Below are 23,526 nucleotides of genomic sequence, written 5' to 3'. Positions count from 1 at the left end.
ACAGAAAGGTGGAGTGACCGGGAATCGAGGGGCAGATTGCGCCTCCGCACAAAGCGGAAGCGCAGTGACGACACTCAGGCGGTTCCGCCGACGGTGAGGTTATCTACTTTCAGCGTCGGCTGGCCAACGCCCACCGGCACGCTCTGGCCTTCTTTACCACAAACGCCAACGCCACTATCCAGTTTCAGGTCATTACCAACCATCGAAATCTGCTGCATGGCTTCAATTCCGGAGCCGATAAGGGTCGCCCCCTTCACCGCTTTAGTGACCTTCCCTTTTTCGATCAGGTAGGCTTCAGAGGTGGAGAACACAAACTTACCGGAGGTAATATCCACCTGGCCGCCGCCAAAGTTAGGTGCATAGATACCGTAATCCACCGATTCGATAATCTCCTGCGGCGTTGATTTCCCTGCCAGCATGTAGGTATTGGTCATACGCGGCATCGGTAAATGCGCATAGGATTCACGACGGCCGTTACCGGTCGGCGCAACGCCCATCAAGCGCGCATTGAGTTTATCCTGCATATAGCCTTTAAGGATCCCGTTCTCAATCAATACGTTGTATTGACCTGGGGTCCCTTCATCATCCACCGCCAGCGAACCACGACGATTGGCAATGGTGCCATCATCCACGACGGTACAGAGTTCTGATGCCACCAGCTCACCCATATGGCCGCTAAAGACCGAGGTGCCGCGACGGTTGAAATCGCCTTCCAGACCGTGCCCTACCGCTTCATGCAGTAACACGCCAGGCCAGCCGGCGCCGAGTACCACCGGCAACATGCCGGCCGGTGCCGCAACGGCTGACAAGTTCACCAGCGCCATACGCACCGCTTCTCGCGCCCAGGCATCCGCTCGAACATCGCCATCTTCGGAGGCCAGGAAATAGTCGTAACCAAAACGACCGCCGCCGCCGCTGGAACCTCGTTCGCGTTTGCCATCATCTTCCACCAGCACGCTGACGGACAGGCGTACTAACGGGCGAACATCTGCCGCCAGCGTTCCATCGGTCGCCGCGACCAGAATCAGTTCATAGACACCGCTCAGGCTAGCGGACACTTCCTGCACACGCTTATCGGCAGCACGAGCAACTTTATCGACGCGACGCAGGATATCCAGCTTCTCTTCACGACTCATGCTTTGCAACGGATCGATACTGGTGTACAGCGAGCTGTACTCAACCGCGCCCAGGGTGTGTACTTTGCCATCACCGCTGTCGCGCACGATGGTACGGGCCGCCTGCGCGCTCTGTTCCAGTGCCAGTCGGCTGATTTGGTCGGCATAGGCAAAACCGGTTTTCTCACCGCTGACCGCACGCACGCCGACACCCTGGTCAATGTTATACGAGCCATCTTTAATGATGCTGTCTTCCAGAACCCAGGATTCGTGATAGCTCGACTGAAAATAGAGATCGCCGTAATCAAGACGGCGCTCGGCCAACTGGCCAAGAATGGCAAAAAGATCCTGATGGTTCAGGCCATTTGCCGACAGTAATTGTTCACTTACCAGGTTCAGACTCATCGTTTGCTACTCATATGTTGTCGCGTATCAGGCGGAAGAATATACCCTAAATCGTTCAGGCTGCAGCCTGCGGCGATAGCGGGTATAAAACGCTATCTATTGAGATTGCGATAATTCCCCGTAATCGTCAAATCATTGCTTTTTGTCGCTGCGCGCCTGGCGCAGAACTTCATTGATTTGCGGCTGGTCGATAGGACCGGTGATGCGATAACGCAGGATCGACACTTTGTTCCACAGCGGCCCCAGCACCTTACTGGCAGCAAAGACGGCGGCGCCGACAATCGGGTTAATCACAAACGCCGTTGCCACGCCGACGGTAGCGGAGATTTCCGGCGCCACCACCGCTTGCAGATCGAGCTCGCGTCGCACCAGGTCGACCGAACCTCTCATGGCAATATCCGCTTCAAGGCCATCGACCAGGGTATCGTCGGTATTCAGCACGCCATCTTTAATCCACGCCGTGCTGTTGATCGAATCGAAATAGAAGCCTTCGCTAAAGGTATCGCTAAAGTCGAAGCGCAGCTTGCGCAGCAGCGCATCGACGCTCAGCAAACGCAGCAGCTGACCGGCGTGGCCAGTGCTGATATCGGTAAACTCGCCTTTCCCAAGGTGGCTTTTCAGCACCCCGTTAAGCGACGCTACATCCGGCTGCCACGGCGGCGCGCGCCAGTGTAAATCGTAGTCGACATCAAACGACGAGCCTTTCACCGGCGTGGAGATACCGAAGAAGCTCACGAAAGCATCCGTTTTGTTGCCGTGGAGTTTGCCCTTCAGCGATGTCCGCACGCCGCCGGGCGCATTCACCCACACGCCTTCAGAGGTGAGGCGGCCAAAACCGGTGTCCACCAGGCCGTTAGCCAGCGACAGGGTATCGCCTTTAATGGCGAAATCGCCATCGATACGCCCGTACTTCTGCCCCCATAACCAACACTCCGCGCAGCGAAGCTGGAGATCGGGCCAGCCGCGGAAATCAAGGCGGTTATCGGCAAGCGGGGCGCTGCTCGTGGTGTCAGCGGACTTTTGGGCGCTGGTCGGGTTGTAATACAGATAACGAATGGCTGCCTGCCAGGGCGCATGGTCGCGCATGGTCAGGGTGGCGTTGATTTCCCGCCCCTGGGCTTCCACCTTCGAGCCGCCCGCATCCGGCTGGCTCACCAGGCTGACGTTGTTCCAGCGTTGGCCGGCGAAGGTCAGCGACGGCGTACGTAACGTAATGCGCTGCGGGAAGACGATATTGCTGCTGACTTCATTGACGGCGCCGCCCTGGAACAGAGCCAGCCACTCAGCACCATCCATCGGCGGCATATTCAGCTCAACCCCGGCCTGATCCGGCAGCGGAGAAATCGCCTTGCTATCAGAAGTTAAAATAGCGCGATCGAGAGTCAGCTTACGGTTCAGCAGCCAGCGGCTGTTGAAATGATTTTTCCCGCCGATGGTCCCGGTCAGTTCAAAGCTGTTTAACCCGCCTTCGGCATTAATTTTCACCGGCAGCGCGACGCCCGCCGGTTTATCCACCGGAGAAGGTAAGTGGCTACTTACATTTTTCAGGTCGCCGCTGATATCAACTTTATAGCTCGCGCTCCCGCGATACGGCAGTTCAATCGCCACCTTACCTTCCCACGGCACGCTACCGCTCAGGGCGTCATCGACCGCTTTTGGCAGCAGCCCCATGCGTGAAGGCTGCCAGTTGGCGTTCATTCCCACGTTCACGTCAAAGGCTTTTGGCCCCTCGGTGGTGGAAAAATCGACATTCAACGGTTGATTGAACCAGTTGGCTTTCAGGGTATCGCTTTTCAGATCGCCATTCACAAAGCTGAATTTACCGTTGAGGTCTTTCAGCGTCGTATCGATTGGCTTGATATACAGATTGTTATTAGCCAGTACCACATCGCCTTTGGCGGTGGTGAGCTCGCCGTCCAGCGGAATATCAAGATGTAAGCGAGCGCTCACATTTCCATCTAACTGCAGTTCATCCAGCGCCGATCCCAGCGTCTCTTTCAGCGGGGTCTCTTTGAAGTACGGGCCGACTTCTTTCCCCGGACCGTTCACATCGGCATCGATAAGCAGTTTTTCCCGCGAATAATCCGGAATGACGGCATCAAGGTGAGTGGCGGCAACTTTACCCAGCATCACCTTATCGGACTTCATCCATAAGCCGTTGTTGATAAAGTCGAGGTTGATATCCAGCCCGGTCAATGCCGGCCAGTCGGGTTGAAAAGCAAAGGTGGCGTTGGTTAATGGCACCGACACCTGGAACTGGCCTTCGTTATGAAGGTACGGGAACAGATGTGGATTGCCGCCGTATACCAGGGTGGCGTTGGTCGCATTGCCCCCTTTAATCGCGCCGCTGAGATAATCCACCAGCGCTTTCCCCATCAGGTTTTCCGGGAAATAGCGCCATGCCTGGCCGCCATCGTTGGTGCTGATCCCTGCCAGAATACCCAACCACGGCTCATCGTCCTGCGGCTGTAGATAACGGAACCCGCCGCGGGCGCGTACGCCGGTCGCCTGCACGTCGATATTGCGCCCGTCGAGCATGAAGCCTTTTTCATTCTTCACCCAACTGAGGGTGGCATCGCCTTGTGCAATTTCCAGCGGCGCACGGAAGACCGTGGCATAGGGCATTTTCGCATCCGTCATACTGGCATGCAGCGCGCCGTTCTCCACGCTACCGGCTGCGTTTCCGGAGAAATGCTCGGCCCCTGGTAACAGCTTCCACTGTTTCCAGGAGAGATCGCTCCAGCGTGCCTGAAAGCGGGACTTATCCGCCGCCTGCAGCGGAATATCCAGCGCCAGAACATCGATGATGCCGGTAGGCTGCGTAGTCCGCCAGATGTCGCCCAGCGCCGGAGCTAACTTATCTGCAAAAGGCTGCAGTCCGACCAGGCCATTCAGATCGAGATTGCTGGCGCGGATGCGCAATTCATCACTGCGTAAATGGTCATCGCCACCCACGCCCTGCGCCGGGATCCACGCCATCGCCAGCGCGCCGCGTGGCCAGGCTTTACCATCTATCGAGATGCGGGTATCCGTGATATGAAAACCCCAGCCCTGCTTCTCACGGAAGATTTGCGCCGTCAGGTTATCCACCGTCAAATAATGAGGCTCGCGATCGCCCTTCCAGCTGGCGCCGCCCTTTTTCAGCCAGACGTCGCCCCCGGCGATATCGCCTTTGTCGATGTTCATCCAACCTTCAAGGCTAAAGCGCGCGTTTTGTAACGCGATATTGTCCTGCATCCAACGCCCGAGCCACGGCTTAACGTCAATGTCGTCGGCTTGCAGCCACACCCGCCCCTTGTTGAGCAAGCCATTTTCATCACGCAGGTCCATGCGCACCTGCATCACCCCATGCTGGCCGTTCAGGCTGGAGAGGCTCAACTGACCTTCCGCGCGGTGGCGGTTATTCGTATTCAGCCAGGTGAGCTGCGGTATGGCTAACTCTGCACGCTGGCCGGAAATGGTCACAAAGCTCAAATGACTGTCGCGCAGGATAAAGTGGTCGAACTGACGCAGGAACAGATCGCCAATATGGTCGGTTTTCAGGCTATCGCCGCCATCATTGGTCTGGATCGGTGAATTGGTATGGACTTTTAACTGCCAGAAAGTGAGATCGCGGAACTGCCAGCGCATATGCAGCAAGCTTTGCCAGACATCCAGTGCCAGAGTGACACGTTTGGCAGAGAGCTGACCGCCATCTTTCAGGCCAGCGCTGATATCACGCACATCGAGCGCCGGGCCAAAATTCTGCCAGCTGGCTGTCAGCTGTGAGGCATTGACCGGCGTGCCTGACATCGCGGAGATTTTTGCCAGCAGCTGTGGGCGCCATGCATCTAACTGCGGCAGCACGAGACGCAGGCCACTCACCAGCAGAGCGACGACAACAGTCAATGTTGCCGCGGTGAGCAGTAATATCCCGGGCAGTCGTCTCACGCCTCTCTCCTTGTCAGACTTTTACACATCATCCATCTGGTTGCCTCTGCGTCAGCGACCTTCACTTTACGGTGAAGCATCGCCAGTTTGTGTCCATAAATACCTGAACAGAGGCTGACGGATGATTACATCATAACGACATCGAACTGCTCTTGATTATAGAGCGGCTCAATTTGAACTTTGACCTGCTTGCCAACAAAGATTTCGACTTCCGCCAGCGCGTGCGACTCTTCACCTTTTAAGGTTTCCGCGACAGCAGGAGAAGCATAGACCAGGAAACGGTCGGAATCGTAGGCATGGTGCACACGGACAATCTCACGCATGATTTCATAGCACACGGTTTCGACTGATTTCACCGTACCGCGGCCATGACAGGTAGGGCAGTCTTTACACAAGACATGCTCAACGCTTTCACGCGTACGCTTACGGGTCATCTCAACCAGTCCGAGCTGAGAGAAACCGTTAATACTGGTTTTCACCCGGTCTTTACTCAGCGCCTGTTCCAGCGAATGCAGTACCCGGCGGCGGTGATCCTCATTATTCATATCAATGAAATCAATGATAATAATGCCGCCCAGGTTGCGCAGACGGAGCTGGCGAGCGATAGCCTGAGTCGCCTCGATATTGGTATTGAAGATGGTGTCATCGAGATTACGGTGGCCCACGAATGCGCCGGTGTTGATATCCACGGTGGTCATCGCTTCGGTCTGATCGATAACCAGATAGCCACCGGACTTCAGCTCCACTTTGCGCTCCAGCGCGCGCTGGATCTCGTTCTCGACGTCAAAGAGATCGAAGATCGGCTGGCGGCCGCTGTAATGCTCCAGCTTGCTGGTCATCTCAGGCATATATTCGGCGGTAAACTCGACCAGCGATTCATAAGTCAGGCGCGAATCGACGCGAATGCGATCGAGGTGTTCGTCGGCGAAGTCACGCAGCACACGCTGAGCCAGCGCCAGCTCTCCGTAGAGTTGATAGCGCGTCTGCTGACGTTTCTTACGCTCCATGACCTTGGTCCAGACCCGCTTAAGATAAGCGGCATCGGCGGCCAGTTCCTGTTCGTGTACGCCTTCCGCGGCGGTACGGATGATAAAACCGCCCTGCTCATCGCAGTAGTCGGCCACCACGCGCTTCAACCGTTCGCGTTCCGCTTCACTTTCAATACGTTGGGATACACCAACATGAGACGCGCCGGGCATAAACACCAGATAGCGGGAGGGGAGCGTAATATCGGTGGTCAGGCGAGCGCCTTTGGTGCCGAGCGGATCTTTCACCACCTGCACCATCAGGTCCTGGCCCTGGCGCACCAGTTCGGAAATATCACGCACGGTGAACTGTTTTTGCTCTTCCCCGGCAACGCATTCGGTATGCGGCATAATATCTGACGCATGCAGAAATGCGGCCTTATCCAGGCCAATATCTACAAAAGCCGCCTGCATTCCCGGCAGCACACGACTGACACGCCCTTTGTAGATATTGCCTACGATCCCGCGTCGCGCTTCGCGCTCAATATGAATTTCCTGCAGAATACCGCCATCGATGTACGCAACGCGCGTCTCCGATGGTGTTACGTTAACGAGTAGTTCAGCCGTCATCTTTATCCCTTTTCTTCACGCAGTGAGTTAAAGTTACTCAGCAACTCATACGTTTCTACCAGCGGTAAGCCGACTACGGCGTGATAGCTGCCATTAATCTTCCTGACGAAACAGCCACCCAGCCCTTGAATACCGTATGCACCTGCTTTATCGAGCGGTTCGCCGCTGGTCACGTAGCCGGCAATATCCTGCTCTGAGAGCAGGCGGAAGGTCACTTCCGTCATCACCAGACAATCCAGCGTTTGCTGCTTGTCGGCCAACGCCACGGCCGTCATGACCTGGTGCGTTTTCCCGGAAAGCATACGCAGCATCTCTGCGGCATGGTCAGCGTCGCGGGGTTTTTCCAGCACTTCGCCGTTCAGTATGACAATGGTATCCGCACCCAGCACCGGCAGATCCCGCTCGGCCAGCGCCACGCCCGCCTGCGCTTTTTCGCGCGCCAGACGAACGACATAATGCTCGGCGCTCTCCTGCGGTAAACGTTGCTCCTCAATACCGGGAACCAGACGTTCAAAACACAGACCCATTTGCGTCAGCAATTCCTGCCGACGCGGAGAGCCAGAAGCGAGATACAACATCATCATATCAACCTTATTGCACCGCAAATTGCTGACGCACCTTACGCATCAGGAGGAATAACCAGGGCCACAGCACGCCGTTTACTACACTACTCCAGAACACTTCCGGACGGAAAGAGACGTTGATCACTAAAAACTCTGACCAGAAAACAACGATATCCACCGCGAGCGATAGCATCATGACCACCAGCGCCTGCTGCCAGAGTGCCAGGTTGCGGAACAGCTGATATTTCAGAGCGACCAGATAAGCGATGATACTTAACGATAGCGCGCGAACGCCCAGTGTCGACCCGCTGATGAGGTCAAGGATTGCCCCCATCACAAAACCGGTGCCGACGTTAACCCGATGCGGTAAGGCGAGGATCCAGTAAAGCAGAATAAGGAACACCCAGTTTGGCCGGTAGACGGTCAGATCCGCCGGCCAGGGCATAACCTGCAGCAATAGTGCGATAAGAAACGAGAGCCAGATAACCCAGCGTCCCTGGCTTCGGTAGCTTGCCACTATTGCCCCCCTGCAGGCAGAGGTTGCGCAGGTGGCGTCAGGCCGGTTGCCGGCGCGGGCATTTGCGGCCCCATGGCATCCGGTGCCGGCAGAACCTGCGGCATCATCTGCATCAGGCGCTCATTGGCCACGCGATGGACTTCTTCCGGCGTCATCGGATTGGCTCCGTTACGATCGGCACCCCACAGCAGCAGCAGGTAGCGCAGACGCTGCAGACCGGCGGTCGGACGCGCCTGAATCACCGTATAAGCACGCTGCGTATCCAGCTTCACGGAAGAGACCACCCCGACCGGATAACCTTCCGGGAAGCGCCCACCGAGGCCAGAAGTCACCAGCACATCACCGACGCGAATATCGGTATTGGCCGGCAGGTGTTCCAGCTGCAAATCGTCAGTACAGCCGTTACCGGCCGCAATTACGCGGATATCATTACGCAGTACCTGAATAGGCAAGGCATGGGTCGCATCGCAGATCAACAGAACGCGGCTGGTCAGCTTCGCCACCGCCACGACCTGGCCGACAACACCTTTGTCGCTGATCACCGGCTGGCCTTCATAAACGCCGTTGACGCTGCCTTTATCGATGACAACCTGATCGCTGTAGGGATCGTTAACCGTTGAGATGACCTGGGTCACCATTTTTTGCTCATCCTGGCGCAGCGGCGAGCCCAGCAGTTCACGCAGACGCGCGTTCTCCTGCTTGTACTGACCCAGCATCAGTAAATCGCTGTTCTTCAGCAGCAATTCCTGGCGCAGTGCACGGTTTTCCAGTTCGAGCTGATCGCGGGTAGCCAGCGTTTGCGATACGCTGTCCAGTAATTCCCGGGGACCATTTGAGACAAAGTAGAAAGGACTGACGGCTGTGTCCATATACGTTCGGATCTGACTGAACGTACCCAGGCGGCTGTCGGCGATAATCACGCCAAGCGCCACCAGAACCGCCAGAATAAGGCGAATCTGTAGCGACGGGCCACGGCTAAAAATTGGCTTCATAGGCTATGCGTATTCTCGTGTCAGTTAAGACCAGGGGTAGCGTTTACGAACTACCCCAGACCTTCGGCTGACTACTCTTCGCTAAACAAGTCGCCGCCGTGCATGTCGATCATTTCCAGCGCTTTACCGCCGCCACGCGCGACGCAAGTCAGTGGATCTTCTGCAACTACGACAGGAATACCTGTCTCTTCCATCAACAGACGGTCGAGGTTACGCAGCAGCGCACCACCGCCGGTCAGCACCATGCCGCGCTCGGAGATATCAGAAGCCAGCTCTGGCGGACACTGTTCCAGTGCGACCATTACTGCGCTCACGATACCGGTCAGCGGTTCCTGCAGGGCTTCGAGAATTTCATTGGAGTTCAGGGTAAAGCCACGTGGCACACCTTCTGCCAGGTTACGGCCGCGAACTTCGATCTCACGCACTTCATCACCCGGGTATGCCGAGCCGATTTCATGCTTGATACGTTCCGCCGTTGCTTCACCGATCAGTGAGCCGTAGTTACGACGCACATAATTAATCACGGCTTCATCGAAACGGTCACCGCCGATACGTACGGAAGAGGAGTACACCACACCGTTCAGGGAGATGACCGCAACCTCTGTGGTACCACCACCGATATCCACCACCATTGAACCGGTAGCTTCAGAAACCGGCAGGCCCGCACCGATTGCGGCCGCCATCGGCTCTTCAATCAGGAAGACTTCACGCGCGCCTGCGCCTTGCGCAGATTCACGAATCGCACGACGTTCAACCTGAGTCGCGCCAACCGGCACGCACACCAGAACACGCGGGCTCGGACGCATGAAGCTATTGCTGTGCACCTGTTTGATAAAGTGCTGGAGCATCTTTTCAGTAACGAAGAAGTCGGCAATAACGCCGTCTTTCATCGGGCGAATCGCCGCGATATTGCCCGGAGTACGCCCGAGCATCTGCTTCGCTTCATGACCAACAGCAGCGACGCTTTTCGGCGAACCGGCACGATCCTGACGAATGGCCACAACTGAAGGCTCATTCAATACGATGCCTTGTCCTTTTACATAGATGAGGGTATTCGCAGTACCCAGGTCAATGGACAGGTCATTGGAAAACATGCCACGAAATTTTTTTAACATACTAAGGGATAATCCTGAAAGCTGGGGCGGAAAACAAAATCCGCTTACTTTACCAACCACACGCAGCAGCGACAAGGCGCAAAAATCATCTGCTACGGTGAAAATTAGTGCAGTTCATGTCCTTTGTTACAAATTTACCGGGTCCATTCAGTGCTGAAATGTTCAACAGCGCTCCGCGCTTGAATCTGTAACCCGTTAAAGGTCATTTACTGGCATTTACATTGCGATAATCCGGCAGGTAGACAAGCACACCCCCTTCACTATGGCGCGCGTTATTCTACGTGAAATCACGCTAAACGGCAGATCAAACCGAGTATCTTTGCGAATATTTTTTCACATTTGTGTCAAGTGGCTGTGAGGCGGCAAAAAATTCCCCCTGACCACCGGTGACACCGCACTGAGACAGCACCTGCCACTCGCTACGGCTCCGGACTCCGGTGGCAAAAACCTGAACCGGCATGCCCTTACAGGCCTCCACCAGGCTCTGCACCAGCAGCTGGTTCTCACTGCGCTTTTCTATATTGCGCGACAGCCCCGGGTGTAGCTTAATGACTTCGACGTCCAACTGCTTGATCCAACTGGTGCCAACCAGCGTTAATCCAGCCTGAACAACCGCCACGCGTATACCCAAAGCGTTCACCAGGCGCATGACCGGTTGTAAGCGGCCGATATATTGACAAACATCTGCCTCTGCAAGTTCAAAAATAATCCGTCGCCGTTGCGATTTTTCACATTGCATCAAAGTATCACGCAACCAGCGCTGAAAACGCGGCCGGATCAATGACTCAACGGTGACCTGCAACGCCAGGTTTTCTTCCGGCCAAAAGCTTAAAAACGGCAGCAGTCGCGTTACCTGCAGACGGTCATACTCTTCCGCCAGACCAAACTGCTGCACCATCGGCATATATTCTGCCGCGATGACCTCTTCCGTGCCGTCGTACAGCCGTGACATCAGTTCGCGATGATGCACCCGGCCGTCACGCGTTACCGCCGGTTTCTGATACAAACGGGGTCCCCCGCGGCTGAGCATCTGCTCAATCAGCGTGCGCCAACGGACGTTACCGCGCCCTTTCTCCGGTAACGAATCATCATAAACCGCCCAGCTATTGCTGCCCTGGAGCACCGCATTGCGGGTAGCAGCTTCAGCGCGTTCCATCACCTGCGCCGCGGTCTGACCGCTACGGAAGGCACAGATGCCGATATGCATCATGTCGTCACGATCAAGAATGCGGGTCGGAGGCAGCGCATCAACCGCTTTTAACAGCAGCCCGGCGATACTATCGGCTTCTTTTAAGGTGCGATGAGGGAGGAGTACCGCAAAATCACTGCGGTGATAACGCGCCAGCAGCGATCCTGGGTAGCGCATAATAAAAGTAGAAAGCAAGTTAATCAGCGTGAAGTAATGCTCTTCGGCAGCCGCGCGTCCCCAGTTATCACGGAGCAGGTCGAACTCCGGCAGGCGAATCATCATGACGATGCCGTGTGAGCCGACTTTTTCCTGATCTTCCAGCAGGGTAGCCAGCTGGTTGTCAAAAAACAGGCGATTGCTTAGCCCGGTTTTCGAATCCTGCGCGGCATAAGAACGAATAAGCGTATCCATACGGCTGCGCTGGTCGCTGGCAAACTGCAGTTCAGAGAGCAGCATATCCAGCGCGCTACTGGTGCTGGCCGGCCACTCGTGTACCGACCCTCTCACCTGAGGCCCACGCTCGCCGCTAAGGATCCGCGCCGCCCTCACCTCCAGCAGTTCCTGCCCCGCCAGTTGACGACGTACCCAGCGTACGGAAAAGAAAATCGCCAGCACCATCAGGCCGATGGCAATCGATAACGGCGCGGTGATATGCAGCGCGCGGAAATAGTTCACCATCGGGTCGAGATAGACCAGATGAAGCGTCATCCCCGGGTGTTTTAACGACGGTACAATGATTTCACGATACTGATTATTACTTCCCAGCGGACGATAGCTGTCGCTACGCGAGTGGCTGTACACCGACTTCCCGCCGAGCAGGAAATCCACCCGGACGATCTCGACCGGCGTCATCAGCTCATCCATCTGCGGCTCAAGCTTATCAAAGGAAGAGGTCACCAGGCGGTTATCCAGCATCGTCGCCACGGCCTGGACGCGATTTTCCATTTTCAGCTGAATACCGTTATAGAAACTCAGCGAAGCGCCTATAAGCGTGACAAAGATGGTCAGGATGGTAAGCAGCGTGACAAATGCTGAGAACTTCGTCGTTAATCGCATCCCTGTGTTAACTCCGCGAGTGAATGACCGCCCGATAGAAATTCAGGCTCCTGTACTAGCGCTGCTATACCTAAAGTAAGCACTAACTTTCTAAAGCGCGAGGCATACTATCAAAGCTGGCGTATCTGGCAATTTATTGCGTTAAATCGGCGTAATAATGCCGATAGCGAGTATAGTCTGCAGAAAAATTTTTCCAATCTTTGTACATATAAGGACCCGCATATGCAGGCTTTAATATTAGAACAGCAGGATGGCAAAACAATCTCTTCGGTGCAAACCATCGACGCCGGGCAACTGCCGCAAGGCGATGTCACCGTCGATATTCAATGGTCCAGCCTCAACTATAAAGATGCGCTGGCGATCACCGGCAAGGGAAAAATCATTCGAAACTTTCCGATGATTCCTGGCATCGATTTCGCCGGCACGGTTCACGCCAGCGAAGATCCCCGTTTCCACAGCGGCCAGAAAGTGCTGCTGACCGGCTGGGGCGTCGGTGAAAACCACTGGGGCGGCCTGGCAGAGCGCGCCCGGGTGAAGGGTGACTGGCTGGTCGCCATGCCCGCTGGCCTGGATGGCCGTAAAGCTATGGCTATCGGCACCGCCGGTTTTACCGCCATGCTGTGCGTGATGGCGCTGGAAGATGCCGGTGTTCGCCCGCAGGATGGCGAAATCGTGGTGACGGGCGCCAGCGGCGGCGTTGGCAGCACCGCCGTTGCGCTGCTGCATCAACTGGGTTACCAGGTCGTCGCGGTATCGGGTCGCGAAAGCACGCATGAATACCTGAAAAGCCTCGGTGCTCAACGCATTCTCGGGCGTGAAGAGTTTGCCGAAACCCGTCCGCTGGAAAAACAGCTGTGGGCCGGTGCGGTCGATACCGTTGGGGATAAAGTGCTGGCGAAAGTGCTGGCACAGATGAACTATGGCGGCTGCGTCGCCGCCTGTGGCCTGGCCGGGGGCTTCGCGCTGCCCACCACGGTCATGCCGTTTATTTTGCGTAACGTCCGCCTGCAGGGCGTGGACTCGGTGATGACGCCACCGGCACGCCGTGCCGAAGCCTGGCAACGTCTGGTCCGCGATCTACCGGAATCGTTCTACGCCACCAGCACCACCGAGATCGCCCTCGCAGAGGCACCGGCATTCGCCGACAAAATCATCAATAACCAGATCCAGGGCCGGACGCTGGTGAAGATCGCCTAATCTGCAATTTTTCGTGACATATTCGCGATAACGCTTCGCCTCCGTCATGCTTAGGAAAAAGCATGCCGGAGGATGTCATGAAACCCAAAAAACTCACGGAAGCCGATGTAACGGCTGAATCCGTTTTTATGCTGCAGCGCCGCCAGGTTCTGAAGACCCTCGGTATTACCGCCACGGCCCTCTCACTTTCTCCTGTCGCCCAGGCCGATCTTCTGGATTGGTTCAAAGGCCATGACCGCCCTCCCGCCCCGGCAGGAAAAGCGTTAACCTTCGACAAGCCCGCACAATGGCAAAGCTCCCTCGCCCTGACACCGGAAGATAAAGTCGCGGGCTACAACAATTTCTATGAATTTGGCCTCGATAAAGCCGACCCTGCCGCCAATGCCGGCAGCCTGCGTACCGATCCCTGGACGCTGACCATTGGCGGTGAAGTCGCTAAACCACTGACCCTTGATCATGATGACCTCACCAGGCGTTTCCCACTGGAGGAACGGATTTACCGGATGCGCTGCGTGGAGGCCTGGTCGATGGTGGTGCCGTGGGTCGGTTTCCCGCTGCATAAACTGCTGGCGCTGGTTGAACCCACCAGCAATGCCCGGTTCGTGGCGTTTAAAACGATCTACGCTCCGGACCAGATGCCGGGGCAGAAGGACCGTTTTATCGGCGGCGGACTGGCTTATCCTTATGTGGAAGGGTTGCGACTGGATGAAGCGATGCACCCTCTGACACTGTTAAGCGTCGGCGTCTATGGTAAAGCATTGCCGCCGCAAAACGGCGCGCCGGTGCGCCTGACCGTGCCGTGGAAATATGGTTTTAAAGGCATTAAATCGATCGTCAGCATCGAGTTGACCCGCGAGCGCCCCCCCACCACCTGGAATCTGGCTGGCCCGGAAGAATATGGCTTTTACGCCAATGTGAATCCTCATGTCGACCATCCGCGCTGGTCACAGGCCACAGAACGCTTTATCGGTTCCGGGGGCGTGCTCGACGTTAAGCGCCAGCCCACCTTGTTATTCAACGGCTATGCTGACGAAGTGGCCTCGCTCTATCGGGGTCTTAATCTGCGGGAGAACTACTAGTGCGCCTGAGTGTAAAACAGATTACCTGGCTGAAAGTGGTTCTCCATCTGGCCGGTTTTTTACCGTTCATCTGGCTGTTCTGGGCCGGACAGCAGGGCTACTTTAGCGCCGACCCGGCAAAAGATATTCAACACTTTACCGGTAGGATGGCTCTTAAATTTTTGCTCGCGACCTTGCTTGTCTCGCCGCTGGCGCGCTACGCTAAACAACCATTATTGATTCGTACCCGGCGTTTGTTGGGATTATGGTGTTTCGCCTGGGCGACGCTGCATCTCACCAGCTACACATTGCTGGAGTTAGGGATCAACAACCTGGCGCTGCTGGGTTCAGAGGTAGTCAGCAGACCGTATCTCACACTCGGCCTTATCAGCTGGTTGATTTTGCTGGCGCTGGCCGCGACCTCGACTCAGGCACTACAGCGAAAATTAGGCCGTCGTTGGCAAACATTGCACAACTTCGTCTATCTGGTGGCGATCCTCGCGCCGGTTCATTACCTGTGGTCGGTGAAGATTTTATCCCCGCAACCGGTGATTTATGCGGTACTCGCCGCACTGCTTTTAGCATGGCGTTACAAGAAGTTCCGTCAGTGGTGGCGTTAATCACCGGATATGTGCAGTTTCCCGCAGATCTTTTATCAACCGCGACGCTTTTAACAATAGCGGTTGATAATCTTCCCTGATAAGACCAGTATTTAGCTGCCAAATGCTACGAAATCGTTATAATGTGCGACTTTGGTTTTCCTGACAGGGTTTTCGGACTCTGAAAAGGTGACAAGCGCGCTTCGAAGGTATATTTTGTTTTTTACCCGAGAATGGCAGGAGATAGCCGCACAATGGCTGACAAGTTTCGCATTTTGCTTTTAAACGGACCCAACCTTAACATGCTTGGAACACGCGAGCCTGAGAAGTACGGAACCCTTAAGCTTTCTGAGATTGTTAACCAATTGCAGTCAGAAGCCTCGGCTCTGAATGTCACGCTGGATCACCTGCAGTCCAATGCGGAGTTCGCGCTCATCGACCGAATTCATCAGGCTAAAGACACTGTGGACTATATCCTGATTAATCCGGCCGCGTTTACGCACACCAGCGTGGCTATCCGCGATGCGTTACTTGCGGTGAGTATCCCGTTTATCGAGATCCACCTGAGCAACGTACATGCACGCGAACCGTTCCGTCACCACTCCTATCTGTCGGATATCGCCTCGGGCGTCATCTGCGGACTTGGTGCGGACGGCTATTCATACGCTTTACAGACGGCGGTAAAACGCCTGTCACAATCACACTAAACAAAGAGTACGGAACCCACTCATGGATATTCGTAAGATTAAAAAGCTGATCGAGCTGGTTGAAGAATCAGGCATCTCCGAACTGGAAATTTCTGAAGGCGAAGAGTCTGTACGCATCAGCCGTGCCGCACCAAATGCGGGCTACCCGGTCATGCAGCAGGCCTATGCCGCACCAATGATGCAGGCTCCGGTTGCAGCAGCACCAGCAGCTGCCGCTCAGGCAGAAGCAGCGCCGGCGAAAGCAGAAATCAGCGGTCACATCGTACGTTCCCCGATGGTCGGTACTTTCTACCGTACCCCGAGCCCGGACGCTAAAGCGTTTGTGGAAATCGGTCAGAAAGTTAACGTGGGCGACACCCTGTGCATCGTAGAAGCAATGAAAATGATGAACCAGATCGAAGCCGATAAAGCCGGCGTGGTGAAAGCCATTCTGATCGAAAGTGGCCAACCGGTAGAATTTGACGAGCCGCTGGTAGTCATCGAGTAACGAGGCGAACATGCTGGATAAAATTGTTATCGCCAACCGTGGCGAGATTGCACTGCGTATCCTGCGTGCCTGTAAAGAACTGGGCATCAAGACCGTTGCTGTGCACTCCACTGCGGATCGCGATCTAAAACACGTATTGTTAGCGGATGAGACGGTCTGTATCGGCCCGGCTCCGTCCGTAAAAAGCTATCTGAACATCCCGGCGATCATCAGCGCAGCTGAAATCACCGGTGCGGTGGCTATCCACCCGGGATACGGCTTCCTCTCGGAGAACGCGAACTTCGCCGAGCAGGTAGAACGTTCTGGCTTTATCTTTATCGGCCCGAAAGCCGACACGATTCGCCTGATGGGCGACAAAGTGTCCGCAATCACCGCGATGAAGAAAGCGGGCGTTCCGACCGTTCCAGGTTCTGACGGCCCTCTGGGTGAAGATATGGATGCTAACCGTGCCCATGCGAAACGCATCGGCTACCCGGTTATCATCAAAGCCTCCGGCGGCGGCGGCGGTCGCGGCATGCGCGTTGTGCGCAGCGATGCCGAACTGGCGCAATCCATCTCCATGACCAAAGCTGAAGCGAAAGCCGCGTTCAACAATGACATGGTCTACATGGAAAAGTATCTGGAAAATCCGCGTCACATCGAGATCCAGGTACTGGCTGACGGCCAGGGCAACGCTATCTATCTGGCAGAACGCGACTGTTCTATGCAGCGTCGTCACCAGAAAGTGGTCGAAGAAGCGCCAGCACCGGGTATTACGCCGGAACTGCGTCGCTACATCGGCGAGCGCTGCTCCAAAGCCTGTGTCGACATCGGCTATCGTGGCGCCGGGACTTTCGAGTTCCTGTTCGAAAACGGCGAGTTCTACTTCATTGAAATGAACACCCGTATTCAGGTTGAACACCCGGTCACTGAAATGATCACCGGCGTTGACCTGATCAAAGAACAGCTGCGTATTGCTGCAGGTCAGCCGCTGTCCATCAAGCAAGAAGAAGTTCATGTCCGTGGCCATGCGGTTGAATGCCGTATCAACGCCGAAGACCCGAACACCTTCCTGCCGAGCCCGGGTAAAATTACCCGCTTCCACGCGCCTGGCGGTTTTGGCGTGCGCTGGGAGTCTCATATCTACGCAGGCTATACCGTGCCTCCGTACTATGACTCAATGATTGGCAAGCTGATTTGTTACGGTGAGAACCGTGATGTTGCCATTTCACGCATGAAAAATGCGCTGCAGGAACTGATCATCGATGGTATCAAAACCAACGTCGATCTGCAGATTCGCATCATGAATGACGAGAATTTCCAGCACGGTGGAACCAACATCCACTATCTGGAGAAAAAACTCGGTCTGCAGGAAAAATAATCCTGCACATGCAGCAAAAGGCCGGTTAACCCGGCCTTTTTTCTTTTTCTCTCCCCTCATCTTTACCATGCGGTACAATCCCCGCTTTCTTCATCCTCCCGGGACTCAAAAATGGACAAACGGTTTGTTCAGGCCCACAAAGAAGCGCGCTGGGCGCTGTGGCTGACCCTTCTCTATCTTGCTGCCTGGCTGCTCGCGGCTTACCTACCGGGTAATGGCATTGGCATCACCGGTCTGCCGCACTGGTTCGAAATGGCCTGCCTGCTGGTGCCCCTGCTGTTTACGCTGCTGTGCTGGGCCATGGTGAAGTTTATCTACTGCGACATTCCTCTGGAGGATGACGATGCAGCCTGAAGTGATCCTGCCGCTGGTCGCCTACCTGGTGGTGGTGTTTGGCCTGTCGATTTATGCGATGCGCAAACGCACGACCGGCACCTTCCTCAACGAATATTTTCTCGGCAGCCGTTCAATGGGCGGCTTCGTGCTGGCCATGACCCTGACCGCCACCTATATCAGCGCCAGTTCATTCATTGGTGGCCCGGGTGCGGCCTATAAATACGGGCTTGGCTGGGTCCTGCTGGCGATGATCCAGCTGCCTGCCGTGTGGTTGTCTCTGGGCGTGCTGGGAAAAAAATTCGCGATCCTTGCCCGTCGTTATAACGCGGTGACCCTCAACGATATGCTGTTCGCTCGCTACCAAAGCCGTCTGCTGGTGTGGCTGGCAAGCCTCAGCCTGCTGGTTGCGTTTATCGGCGCAATGACGGTGCAGTTTATCGGCGGCGCGCGATTACTGGAAACCGCTGCCGGTATCCCGTACGAAACCGGCCTGCTGATTTTCGGCATCAGTATCGCGCTCTACACCGCTTTCGGCGGCTTCCGCGCCAGCGTGCTGAATGATGCGATGCAGGGGCTGGTGATGCTGGTTGGCACCATCGTGCTGCTGGTCGGTATCGTTCATGCAGCCGGTGGCCTGAGCCAGGCGGTGCAGACCCTGGAACACATCGATCCGAAGCTGGTTGCGCCTCAGGGAGCGGACGATATTCTGTCACCGACCTTTATGACCTCTTTCTGGGTGCTGGTCTGCTTTGGGGTTATCGGGCTGCCGCACACGGCGGTGCGCTGTATCTCCTATAAAGACAGCAAGGCGGTGCACCGCGGGATTATTCTCGGCACCATCGTGGTGGCGATCCTGATGTTTGGTATGCACCTCGCCGGCGCCCTGGGCCGTGCGGTGATCCCGGATCTGACGATTCCGGATCTGGTGATCCCGACACTGATGGTGAAAGTGCTGCCGCCGTTTGCCGCCGGGATCTTCCTTGCCGCACCGATGGCGGCAATCATGTCGACGATCAACGCGCAGTTATTACAGAGTTCCGCTACGATCATTAAGGATTTGTACCTGAACCTGCACCCGGAACAGCTGCATAACGAGAAACGCCTGAAGCGGATGTCGGCACTGATTACGCTGATCCTCGGCGCGCTGCTGCTGCTGGCGGCCTGGCGGCCACCTGAAATGATCATCTGGCTGAACCTGTTAGCCTTTGGTGGCCTGGAAGCGGTGTTCCTATGGCCGCTGGTGCTGGGACTGTACTGGGAGCGTGCGAATGCGGCCGGTGCGCTCAGCGCCATGCTGGTCGGCGGCATACTGTATGCCGTCCTCGCCACGTTCAAGATTCAGTACCTGGGCTTTCATCCGATCGTGCCCTCGCTACTGCTAAGTTTGCTGGCTTTTGTGGTGGGAAACCGTTTTGGTCAACCCGTACCACCTGCCCCTATTATGACTACTGACAAATAAAGAGTTTTGCTATGCCATGGATCCAACTGAAACTGAACACCACCGGCGCCCACGCTGAAGAGCTGAGCGACGCGTTGATGGAGGCCGGTGCGGTCTCCATCACCTTCCAGGATACCCACGATACACCGGTATTCGAGCCGCTGCCGGGCGAAACCCGCCTGTGGGGCGATACTGACGTTATCGGCCTGTTTGATGCCGAAAGCGATATGCATGAGGTCGTGGCTATCCTTGAGCAGCATCCGCTGCTGGGGGCCGGCTTTGCGCATAAAATCGAACAGCTGGAAGATAAAGACTGGGAACGCGAATGGATGGATAACTTCCACCCGATGCGTTTCGGCGAGCGCCTGTGGATTTGTCCGAGCTGGCGTGACGTGCCGGATGAAAACGCGGTCAACGTGATGCTCGATCCGGGCCTCGCATTTGGTACCGGCACGCACCCGACCACCTCGCTGTGTCTGCAGTGGCTGGACAGCCTGGATCTGGCGGGCAAAACGATCATCGATTTCGGCTGTGGTTCGGGCATCCTGGCCATTGCCGCGCTGAAGCTCGGCGCAGCTAAAGCGATCGGCATTGATATCGATCCCCAGGCGATTCAGGCCAGCCGTGATAACGCCGAGCGCAATGGCGTTTCCGACCGTCTGGAACTCTATTTACCTCAGGACCAGCCAGACGCGCTCAGCGCCGATGTCGTGGTCGCCAACATTCTGGCCGGCCCGTTACGTGAGTTAGCCCCGTTAATCAGCGTGCTGCCCGTCTCAGGCGGTCTGCTGGGCCTTTCAGGTATTCTTGCCAGCCAGGCGGAAAGCGTCTGCGAAGCGTATATCGACCGCTTTACTCTCGACCCGGTGGTGGAGAAAGAAGAGTGGTGCCGCATTACCGGCCAGCGCAAATAACACCGCAGTGCGGCCTGCGGGCCGCCCTTTTGTTTCCAGTAACCGCTGAATGACGTCAAGAAATGAGAGCCAGATCGCATTACGATGCGCTTTTTTGGCTACAAAAACAGCGTTTTATGCCGTCAATGGTCGCCATTTTCTAAGAAAAATCGAGAAGTTTTGCGATTTTATAAATGGGCACAAATTATCCGCTATTGATTAAGACAATGATTAATATGGTAATTTAATCATCTCTTTTATGTCGATACTGGATTCATTGATCTGTGACAGAGGATTGCTCAAAGTTTGGCCTTTCATCTCGTGCAAAAAATGCGTAATATACGCCGCCTTGCAGTCACAGTATGGTCATTTCTTAATTCATGCGCATCGGACACTATCAGCTCAGAAATCGCCTGATCGCAGCGCCTATGGCTGGCATCACTGACAGACCATTCAGGACGCTGTGTTATGAGATGGGAGCCGGTTTAACCGTTTCCGAGATGATGTCCTCCAACCCTCAGGTTTGGGAGAGTGACAAGTCCCGTTTACGGATGGTGCACGTTGATGAGCCCGGTATTCGTACCGTGCAAATCGCCGGTAGCGTACCGGAAGAGATGGCCGCAGCCGCCCGTATTAATGTGGAAAGCGGTGCCCAGATTATTGATATTAATATGGGGTGCCCGGCGAAAAAGGTGAATCGCAAGCTCGCAGGTTCAGCCCTCTTGCAGTATCCCGATCAGGTGAAGTTAATCCTGACGGCGGTCGTCAAGGCAGTGGACGTTCCCGTGACACTCAAGATTCGCACCGGTTGGGAGCCGGAACACCGTAACTGTGTAGAGATTGCCCAACTGGCCGAAGACTGCGGCATTCAGGCTCTGACCATTCATGGACGCACTCGCGCCTGTTTGTTCAATGGCGAAGCTGAATACGACAGCATTCGGGCAGTAAAGCAGACAGTTTCCATTCCGATTATCGCGAATGGTGACATTACTGACCCGCTTAAAGCCAGAGCTGTGCTCGACTATACGGGAGCTGATGCTCTGATGATAGGACGTGCGGCTCAGGGAAGACCCTGGATCTTTCGGGAAATCCAGCATTATCTGGACACTGGAGAGCTGCTTGCCCCACTGCCACTGGCAGAGGTTAAGCGCTTGCTTTGTTCGCATGTTCGGGAATTGCATGACTTTTATGGCCATGCAAAAGGGTACCGAATTGCGCGTAAACACGTATCCTGGTATCTCCAGGAGCACGCTCCAAATGACCAGTTTCGGCGCACATTCAACGCCATAGAGGATGCCAGCGAACAGCTGGAGGCGTTGGAGGCATACTTCGAAAATCTTGCGTAATGAAATAAAGAGCTGACAGAACTATGTTCGAACAACGCGTAAATTCTGACGTACTGACCGTTTCTACCGTTAACTCTCAGGATCAGGTAACTCAAAAACCCCTGCGTGACTCGGTTAAACAGGCACTGAAGAACTATTTTGCTCAACTGAATGGTCAGGATGTTAATGACCTGTATGAGCTAGTACTGGCTGAAGTTGAACAGCCCCTGTTGGACATGGTGATGCAATACACCCGTGGTAACCAGACCCGTGCGGCCCTGATGATGGGCATCAACCGCGGTACTCTGCGTAAAAAACTGAAAAAATACGGCATGAACTGATACTAATCAGTTAATTGCTTGTGATAAAAGGCGCTCTTCGGCATGGGGAAGCGCCTTTTTATTTTCTGGCACCTCCCTCCCCCTGAACACCTTCCTGATGAAACAGCGCACATTACGCGCTCATTGCTAAAAGATTAGCCTGAACCAAAGAGGTGACCGGGAAACCGATGTCGTGGATTCTGGGGGCTCTCATTGGCATACGATACCCTCTGCGCGTATAGCGTGATTCTGACACCGGCTTCCAGTTCGAGACCAGAGAGAAAAAGTGTGAGTTTCAGACCTTTCACCGGGCATGACTTACGAAGCCGTTAAAAATACGTTTCTTTGTTCCACTCTGCATATTTTCCACATAATCCCACAACCTTCTCCATGATATTTACGCTGGTCATAAATTGAGATTATTTCGCCTGCCGGGCCCTGATCATGCTGATGGTAAAATAACGCATTCCGTCATGTATCTGAGTCGATACAACCAGGCGGTTTATTCAGAGGTCCTGTCATGAAAAAATTCATTATAGTGTCACTGCTGGCGGCTTTACTCGCAGGCTGTGCTCACGATTCCCCCTGCGTGCCGGTCTATGATTCTGAGGGCAGACTGGTCCATACCAACACCTGCATGAAAGGGACCACCCAGGATAACTGGGAAACGGCAGGCGCTATCGCAGGCGGTGCTGCAGCCGTTGCCGGTTTAACCCTTGGCATTGTGGCGTTAACTCGTTAAGTTTGAGTACAGCGGCATACCGCCAGGATAAATAGCAGATAAAACAAAGGGCCCCATCGCAAGACGGGGCCCTTTTGTATAACGTGATGTCTGGTAATGATAGGGCGGACCTTCCTGCCCGTCCCCTATTCGGGCCGTTGCTGCGCAACGTTCACTTTCGTTCCCAACGAACCTGAACCGCCGAACAATGCTCACTGACAAACAACAGATAAACAAAAGGCCCAGTCTTTCGACTGAGCCCTTTGCTTTATTTGATGCCTGGCAGTTCCCTACTCTCACATGGGGAGACCCCACACTACCATCGGCGCTACGGCGTTTCACTTCTGAGTTCGGCATGGGGTCAGGTGGGACCACCGCGCTATCGCCGCCAGGCAAATTCTTTCTAAGTGCCGAACTTAAACCTAAAAACTGGTGCTGATACCCAGAGTCGAACTGGGGACCTCACCCTTACCAAGGGTGCGCTCTACCAACTGAGCCATATCAGCACACTAAATTTGATGCCTGGCAGTTCCCTACTCTCACATGGGGAGACCCCACACTACCATCGGCGCTACGGCGTTTCACTTCTGAGTTCGGCATGGGGTCAG

General features: G+C 55.2%; 20 protein-coding genes, 1 tRNA gene and 2 rRNA genes. 12 read left to right on the top strand and 11 right to left on the bottom strand.

Annotated elements, in window-relative coordinates:
* Nucleotides 1–74: 74 nt before the first annotated feature.
* From tldD to csrD, 8 genes are all read right to left on the bottom strand, one after another.
* On the bottom strand, nucleotides 75–1,520 hold the full coding sequence (gene tldD, locus EDF82_RS14630; RefSeq protein ID WP_123756272.1) for a metalloprotease TldD: 1,446 nt from the start codon (nucleotides 1,518–1,520) through the stop codon (nucleotides 75–77).
* 132 nt (nucleotides 1,521–1,652) lie between these two features.
* Nucleotides 1,653–5,450, bottom strand: coding sequence for an AsmA2 domain-containing protein YhdP (gene yhdP, locus EDF82_RS14625; protein WP_123756271.1), 3,798 nt, complete (start codon nucleotides 5,448–5,450; stop codon nucleotides 1,653–1,655).
* A 125-nt stretch (nucleotides 5,451–5,575) separates the two neighbouring features.
* Nucleotides 5,576–7,045, bottom strand: coding sequence for a ribonuclease G (gene rng, locus EDF82_RS14620; RefSeq protein ID WP_123756270.1), 1,470 nt, complete (start codon nucleotides 7,043–7,045; stop codon nucleotides 5,576–5,578).
* Nucleotides 7,046–7,047: 2 nt separating this feature from the next.
* A complete protein-coding gene (locus EDF82_RS14615) occupies nucleotides 7,048–7,629 on the bottom strand; it encodes a nucleoside triphosphate pyrophosphatase (RefSeq protein ID WP_123756269.1) in 582 nt (193 codons plus the stop codon).
* Nucleotides 7,630–7,636: 7 nt separating this feature from the next.
* On the bottom strand, nucleotides 7,637–8,125 hold the full coding sequence (gene mreD / locus EDF82_RS14610; protein WP_123756268.1) for a rod shape-determining protein MreD: 489 nt from the start codon (nucleotides 8,123–8,125) through the stop codon (nucleotides 7,637–7,639).
* Nucleotides 8,125–9,117, bottom strand: a complete 993-nt coding sequence (mreC, locus tag EDF82_RS14605) for a rod shape-determining protein MreC (RefSeq protein ID WP_123756267.1) — start codon at nucleotides 9,115–9,117, stop codon at nucleotides 8,125–8,127. Before mreC ends, mreD begins: the two co-directional genes overlap by 1 nt.
* Nucleotides 9,118–9,188: 71 nt before the next feature.
* The gene (gene mreB / locus EDF82_RS14600; protein WP_002918653.1) at nucleotides 9,189–10,232 is read right to left on the bottom strand and encodes a rod shape-determining protein MreB; all 1,044 of its coding nucleotides are present in this window, start codon (nucleotides 10,230–10,232) and stop codon (nucleotides 9,189–9,191) included.
* Nucleotides 10,233–10,536: 304 nt separating this feature from the next.
* Nucleotides 10,537–12,477, bottom strand: coding sequence for an RNase E specificity factor CsrD (csrD, locus tag EDF82_RS14595; protein ID WP_123756266.1), 1,941 nt, complete (start codon nucleotides 12,475–12,477; stop codon nucleotides 10,537–10,539).
* Between the two features lie 222 nt (nucleotides 12,478–12,699).
* On the opposite strand from csrD, the gene EDF82_RS14590 reads away from it, so the two are divergent.
* From EDF82_RS14590 to EDF82_RS14535, 12 genes are all read left to right on the top strand, one after another.
* Entirely contained in the window at nucleotides 12,700–13,674 is a 975-nt protein-coding gene (locus tag EDF82_RS14590) for an MDR family oxidoreductase (protein ID WP_123756265.1), read from the top strand.
* Between the two features lie 77 nt (nucleotides 13,675–13,751).
* Nucleotides 13,752–14,753, top strand: coding sequence for a protein-methionine-sulfoxide reductase catalytic subunit MsrP (gene msrP / locus EDF82_RS14585; RefSeq protein WP_123756264.1), 1,002 nt, complete (start codon nucleotides 13,752–13,754; stop codon nucleotides 14,751–14,753).
* Entirely contained in the window at nucleotides 14,753–15,352 is a 600-nt protein-coding gene (gene msrQ, locus EDF82_RS14580; RefSeq protein ID WP_123756263.1) for a protein-methionine-sulfoxide reductase heme-binding subunit MsrQ, read from the top strand. The genes msrP and msrQ overlap by 1 nt, the downstream gene beginning before the upstream one ends.
* A 233-nt stretch (nucleotides 15,353–15,585) precedes the next feature.
* Nucleotides 15,586–16,038 (top strand): type II 3-dehydroquinate dehydratase, encoded by a 453-nt coding sequence (gene aroQ, locus EDF82_RS14575; protein ID WP_123756262.1) that lies wholly within the window; start codon nucleotides 15,586–15,588, stop codon nucleotides 16,036–16,038.
* Nucleotides 16,039–16,060: 22 nt separating this feature from the next.
* Entirely contained in the window at nucleotides 16,061–16,525 is a 465-nt protein-coding gene (accB, locus tag EDF82_RS14570) for an acetyl-CoA carboxylase biotin carboxyl carrier protein (protein WP_123756261.1), read from the top strand.
* A gap of 10 nt (nucleotides 16,526–16,535) precedes the next feature.
* Nucleotides 16,536–17,885, top strand: coding sequence for an acetyl-CoA carboxylase biotin carboxylase subunit (accC, locus tag EDF82_RS14565; RefSeq protein WP_123756260.1), 1,350 nt, complete (start codon nucleotides 16,536–16,538; stop codon nucleotides 17,883–17,885).
* 111 nt (nucleotides 17,886–17,996) lie between these two features.
* Nucleotides 17,997–18,239, top strand: a complete 243-nt coding sequence (locus EDF82_RS14560) for a DUF997 family protein (protein WP_123756259.1) — start codon at nucleotides 17,997–17,999, stop codon at nucleotides 18,237–18,239.
* Nucleotides 18,229–19,680, top strand: coding sequence for a sodium/pantothenate symporter (panF, locus tag EDF82_RS14555; RefSeq protein WP_123756258.1), 1,452 nt, complete (start codon nucleotides 18,229–18,231; stop codon nucleotides 19,678–19,680). The genes EDF82_RS14560 and panF overlap by 11 nt, the downstream gene beginning before the upstream one ends.
* A gap of 11 nt (nucleotides 19,681–19,691) precedes the next feature.
* Nucleotides 19,692–20,573, top strand: a complete 882-nt coding sequence (prmA, locus tag EDF82_RS14550; RefSeq protein ID WP_123756257.1) for a 50S ribosomal protein L11 methyltransferase — start codon at nucleotides 19,692–19,694, stop codon at nucleotides 20,571–20,573.
* A 359-nt stretch (nucleotides 20,574–20,932) separates the two neighbouring features.
* The gene (dusB, locus tag EDF82_RS14545) at nucleotides 20,933–21,898 is read left to right on the top strand and encodes a tRNA dihydrouridine synthase DusB (protein ID WP_123756256.1); all 966 of its coding nucleotides are present in this window, start codon (nucleotides 20,933–20,935) and stop codon (nucleotides 21,896–21,898) included.
* Between the two features lie 23 nt (nucleotides 21,899–21,921).
* A complete protein-coding gene (fis, locus tag EDF82_RS14540) occupies nucleotides 21,922–22,218 on the top strand; it encodes a DNA-binding transcriptional regulator Fis (RefSeq protein ID WP_000462905.1) in 297 nt (98 codons plus the stop codon).
* 499 nt (nucleotides 22,219–22,717) lie between these two features.
* Nucleotides 22,718–22,939, top strand: a complete 222-nt coding sequence (locus tag EDF82_RS14535) for a hypothetical protein (protein WP_123756255.1) — start codon at nucleotides 22,718–22,720, stop codon at nucleotides 22,937–22,939.
* 256 nt (nucleotides 22,940–23,195) lie between these two features.
* Here the strand turns inward: EDF82_RS14535 and rrf (EDF82_RS14530) are convergent.
* The 3 genes from rrf (EDF82_RS14530) to rrf (EDF82_RS14520) all read right to left on the bottom strand — a co-directional run.
* Nucleotides 23,196–23,311: ribosomal RNA gene (gene rrf, locus EDF82_RS14530) — 5S ribosomal RNA — on the bottom strand.
* A 37-nt stretch (nucleotides 23,312–23,348) separates the two neighbouring features.
* Nucleotides 23,349–23,424 (bottom strand) — tRNA-Thr (locus EDF82_RS14525).
* Nucleotides 23,425–23,438: 14 nt separating this feature from the next.
* A 5S ribosomal RNA gene (gene rrf / locus EDF82_RS14520) occupies nucleotides 23,439–23,526 on the bottom strand; the annotation flags it as partial.

The sequence above is a fragment of the Klebsiella sp. BIGb0399 genome, assembly GCF_003752615.1.
In the GTDB taxonomy this organism is placed as follows: domain Bacteria; phylum Pseudomonadota; class Gammaproteobacteria; order Enterobacterales; family Enterobacteriaceae; genus Klebsiella; species Klebsiella lignicola.
This window is presented reverse-complemented; position numbering and strand designations above follow the sequence as displayed.

What these genes read in the sequence shown, in the direction of transcription:
- EDF82_RS14535 (WP_123756255.1), top strand. Translation starts at nt 22,718, where the DNA reads ATGAAAAAATTCATTATAGTGTCACTGCTGGCGGCTTTACTCGCAGGC.
- tldD (WP_123756272.1), bottom strand. Translation starts at nt 1,520, where the DNA reads ATGAGTCTGAACCTGGTAAGTGAACAATTACTGTCGGCAAATGGCCTG.
- prmA (WP_123756257.1), top strand. Translation starts at nt 19,692, where the DNA reads ATGCCATGGATCCAACTGAAACTGAACACCACCGGCGCCCACGCTGAA.
- csrD (WP_123756266.1), bottom strand. Translation starts at nt 12,477, where the DNA reads ATGCGATTAACGACGAAGTTCTCAGCATTTGTCACGCTGCTTACCATC.
- rng (WP_123756270.1), bottom strand. Translation starts at nt 7,045, where the DNA reads ATGACGGCTGAACTACTCGTTAACGTAACACCATCGGAGACGCGCGTT.
- mreC (WP_123756267.1), bottom strand. Translation starts at nt 9,117, where the DNA reads ATGAAGCCAATTTTTAGCCGTGGCCCGTCGCTACAGATTCGCCTTATT.
- panF (WP_123756258.1), top strand. Translation starts at nt 18,229, where the DNA reads ATGCAGCCTGAAGTGATCCTGCCGCTGGTCGCCTACCTGGTGGTGGTG.
- EDF82_RS14560 (WP_123756259.1), top strand. Translation starts at nt 17,997, where the DNA reads ATGGACAAACGGTTTGTTCAGGCCCACAAAGAAGCGCGCTGGGCGCTG.
- accC (WP_123756260.1), top strand. Translation starts at nt 16,536, where the DNA reads ATGCTGGATAAAATTGTTATCGCCAACCGTGGCGAGATTGCACTGCGT.
- dusB (WP_123756256.1), top strand. Translation starts at nt 20,933, where the DNA reads ATGCGCATCGGACACTATCAGCTCAGAAATCGCCTGATCGCAGCGCCT.
- aroQ (WP_123756262.1), top strand. Translation starts at nt 15,586, where the DNA reads ATGGCTGACAAGTTTCGCATTTTGCTTTTAAACGGACCCAACCTTAAC.
- accB (WP_123756261.1), top strand. Translation starts at nt 16,061, where the DNA reads ATGGATATTCGTAAGATTAAAAAGCTGATCGAGCTGGTTGAAGAATCA.
- mreB (WP_002918653.1), bottom strand. Translation starts at nt 10,232, where the DNA reads ATGTTAAAAAAATTTCGTGGCATGTTTTCCAATGACCTGTCCATTGAC.
- fis (WP_000462905.1), top strand. Translation starts at nt 21,922, where the DNA reads ATGTTCGAACAACGCGTAAATTCTGACGTACTGACCGTTTCTACCGTT.
- EDF82_RS14590 (WP_123756265.1), top strand. Translation starts at nt 12,700, where the DNA reads ATGCAGGCTTTAATATTAGAACAGCAGGATGGCAAAACAATCTCTTCG.
- EDF82_RS14615 (WP_123756269.1), bottom strand. Translation starts at nt 7,629, where the DNA reads ATGATGATGTTGTATCTCGCTTCTGGCTCTCCGCGTCGGCAGGAATTG.
- msrP (WP_123756264.1), top strand. Translation starts at nt 13,752, where the DNA reads ATGAAACCCAAAAAACTCACGGAAGCCGATGTAACGGCTGAATCCGTT.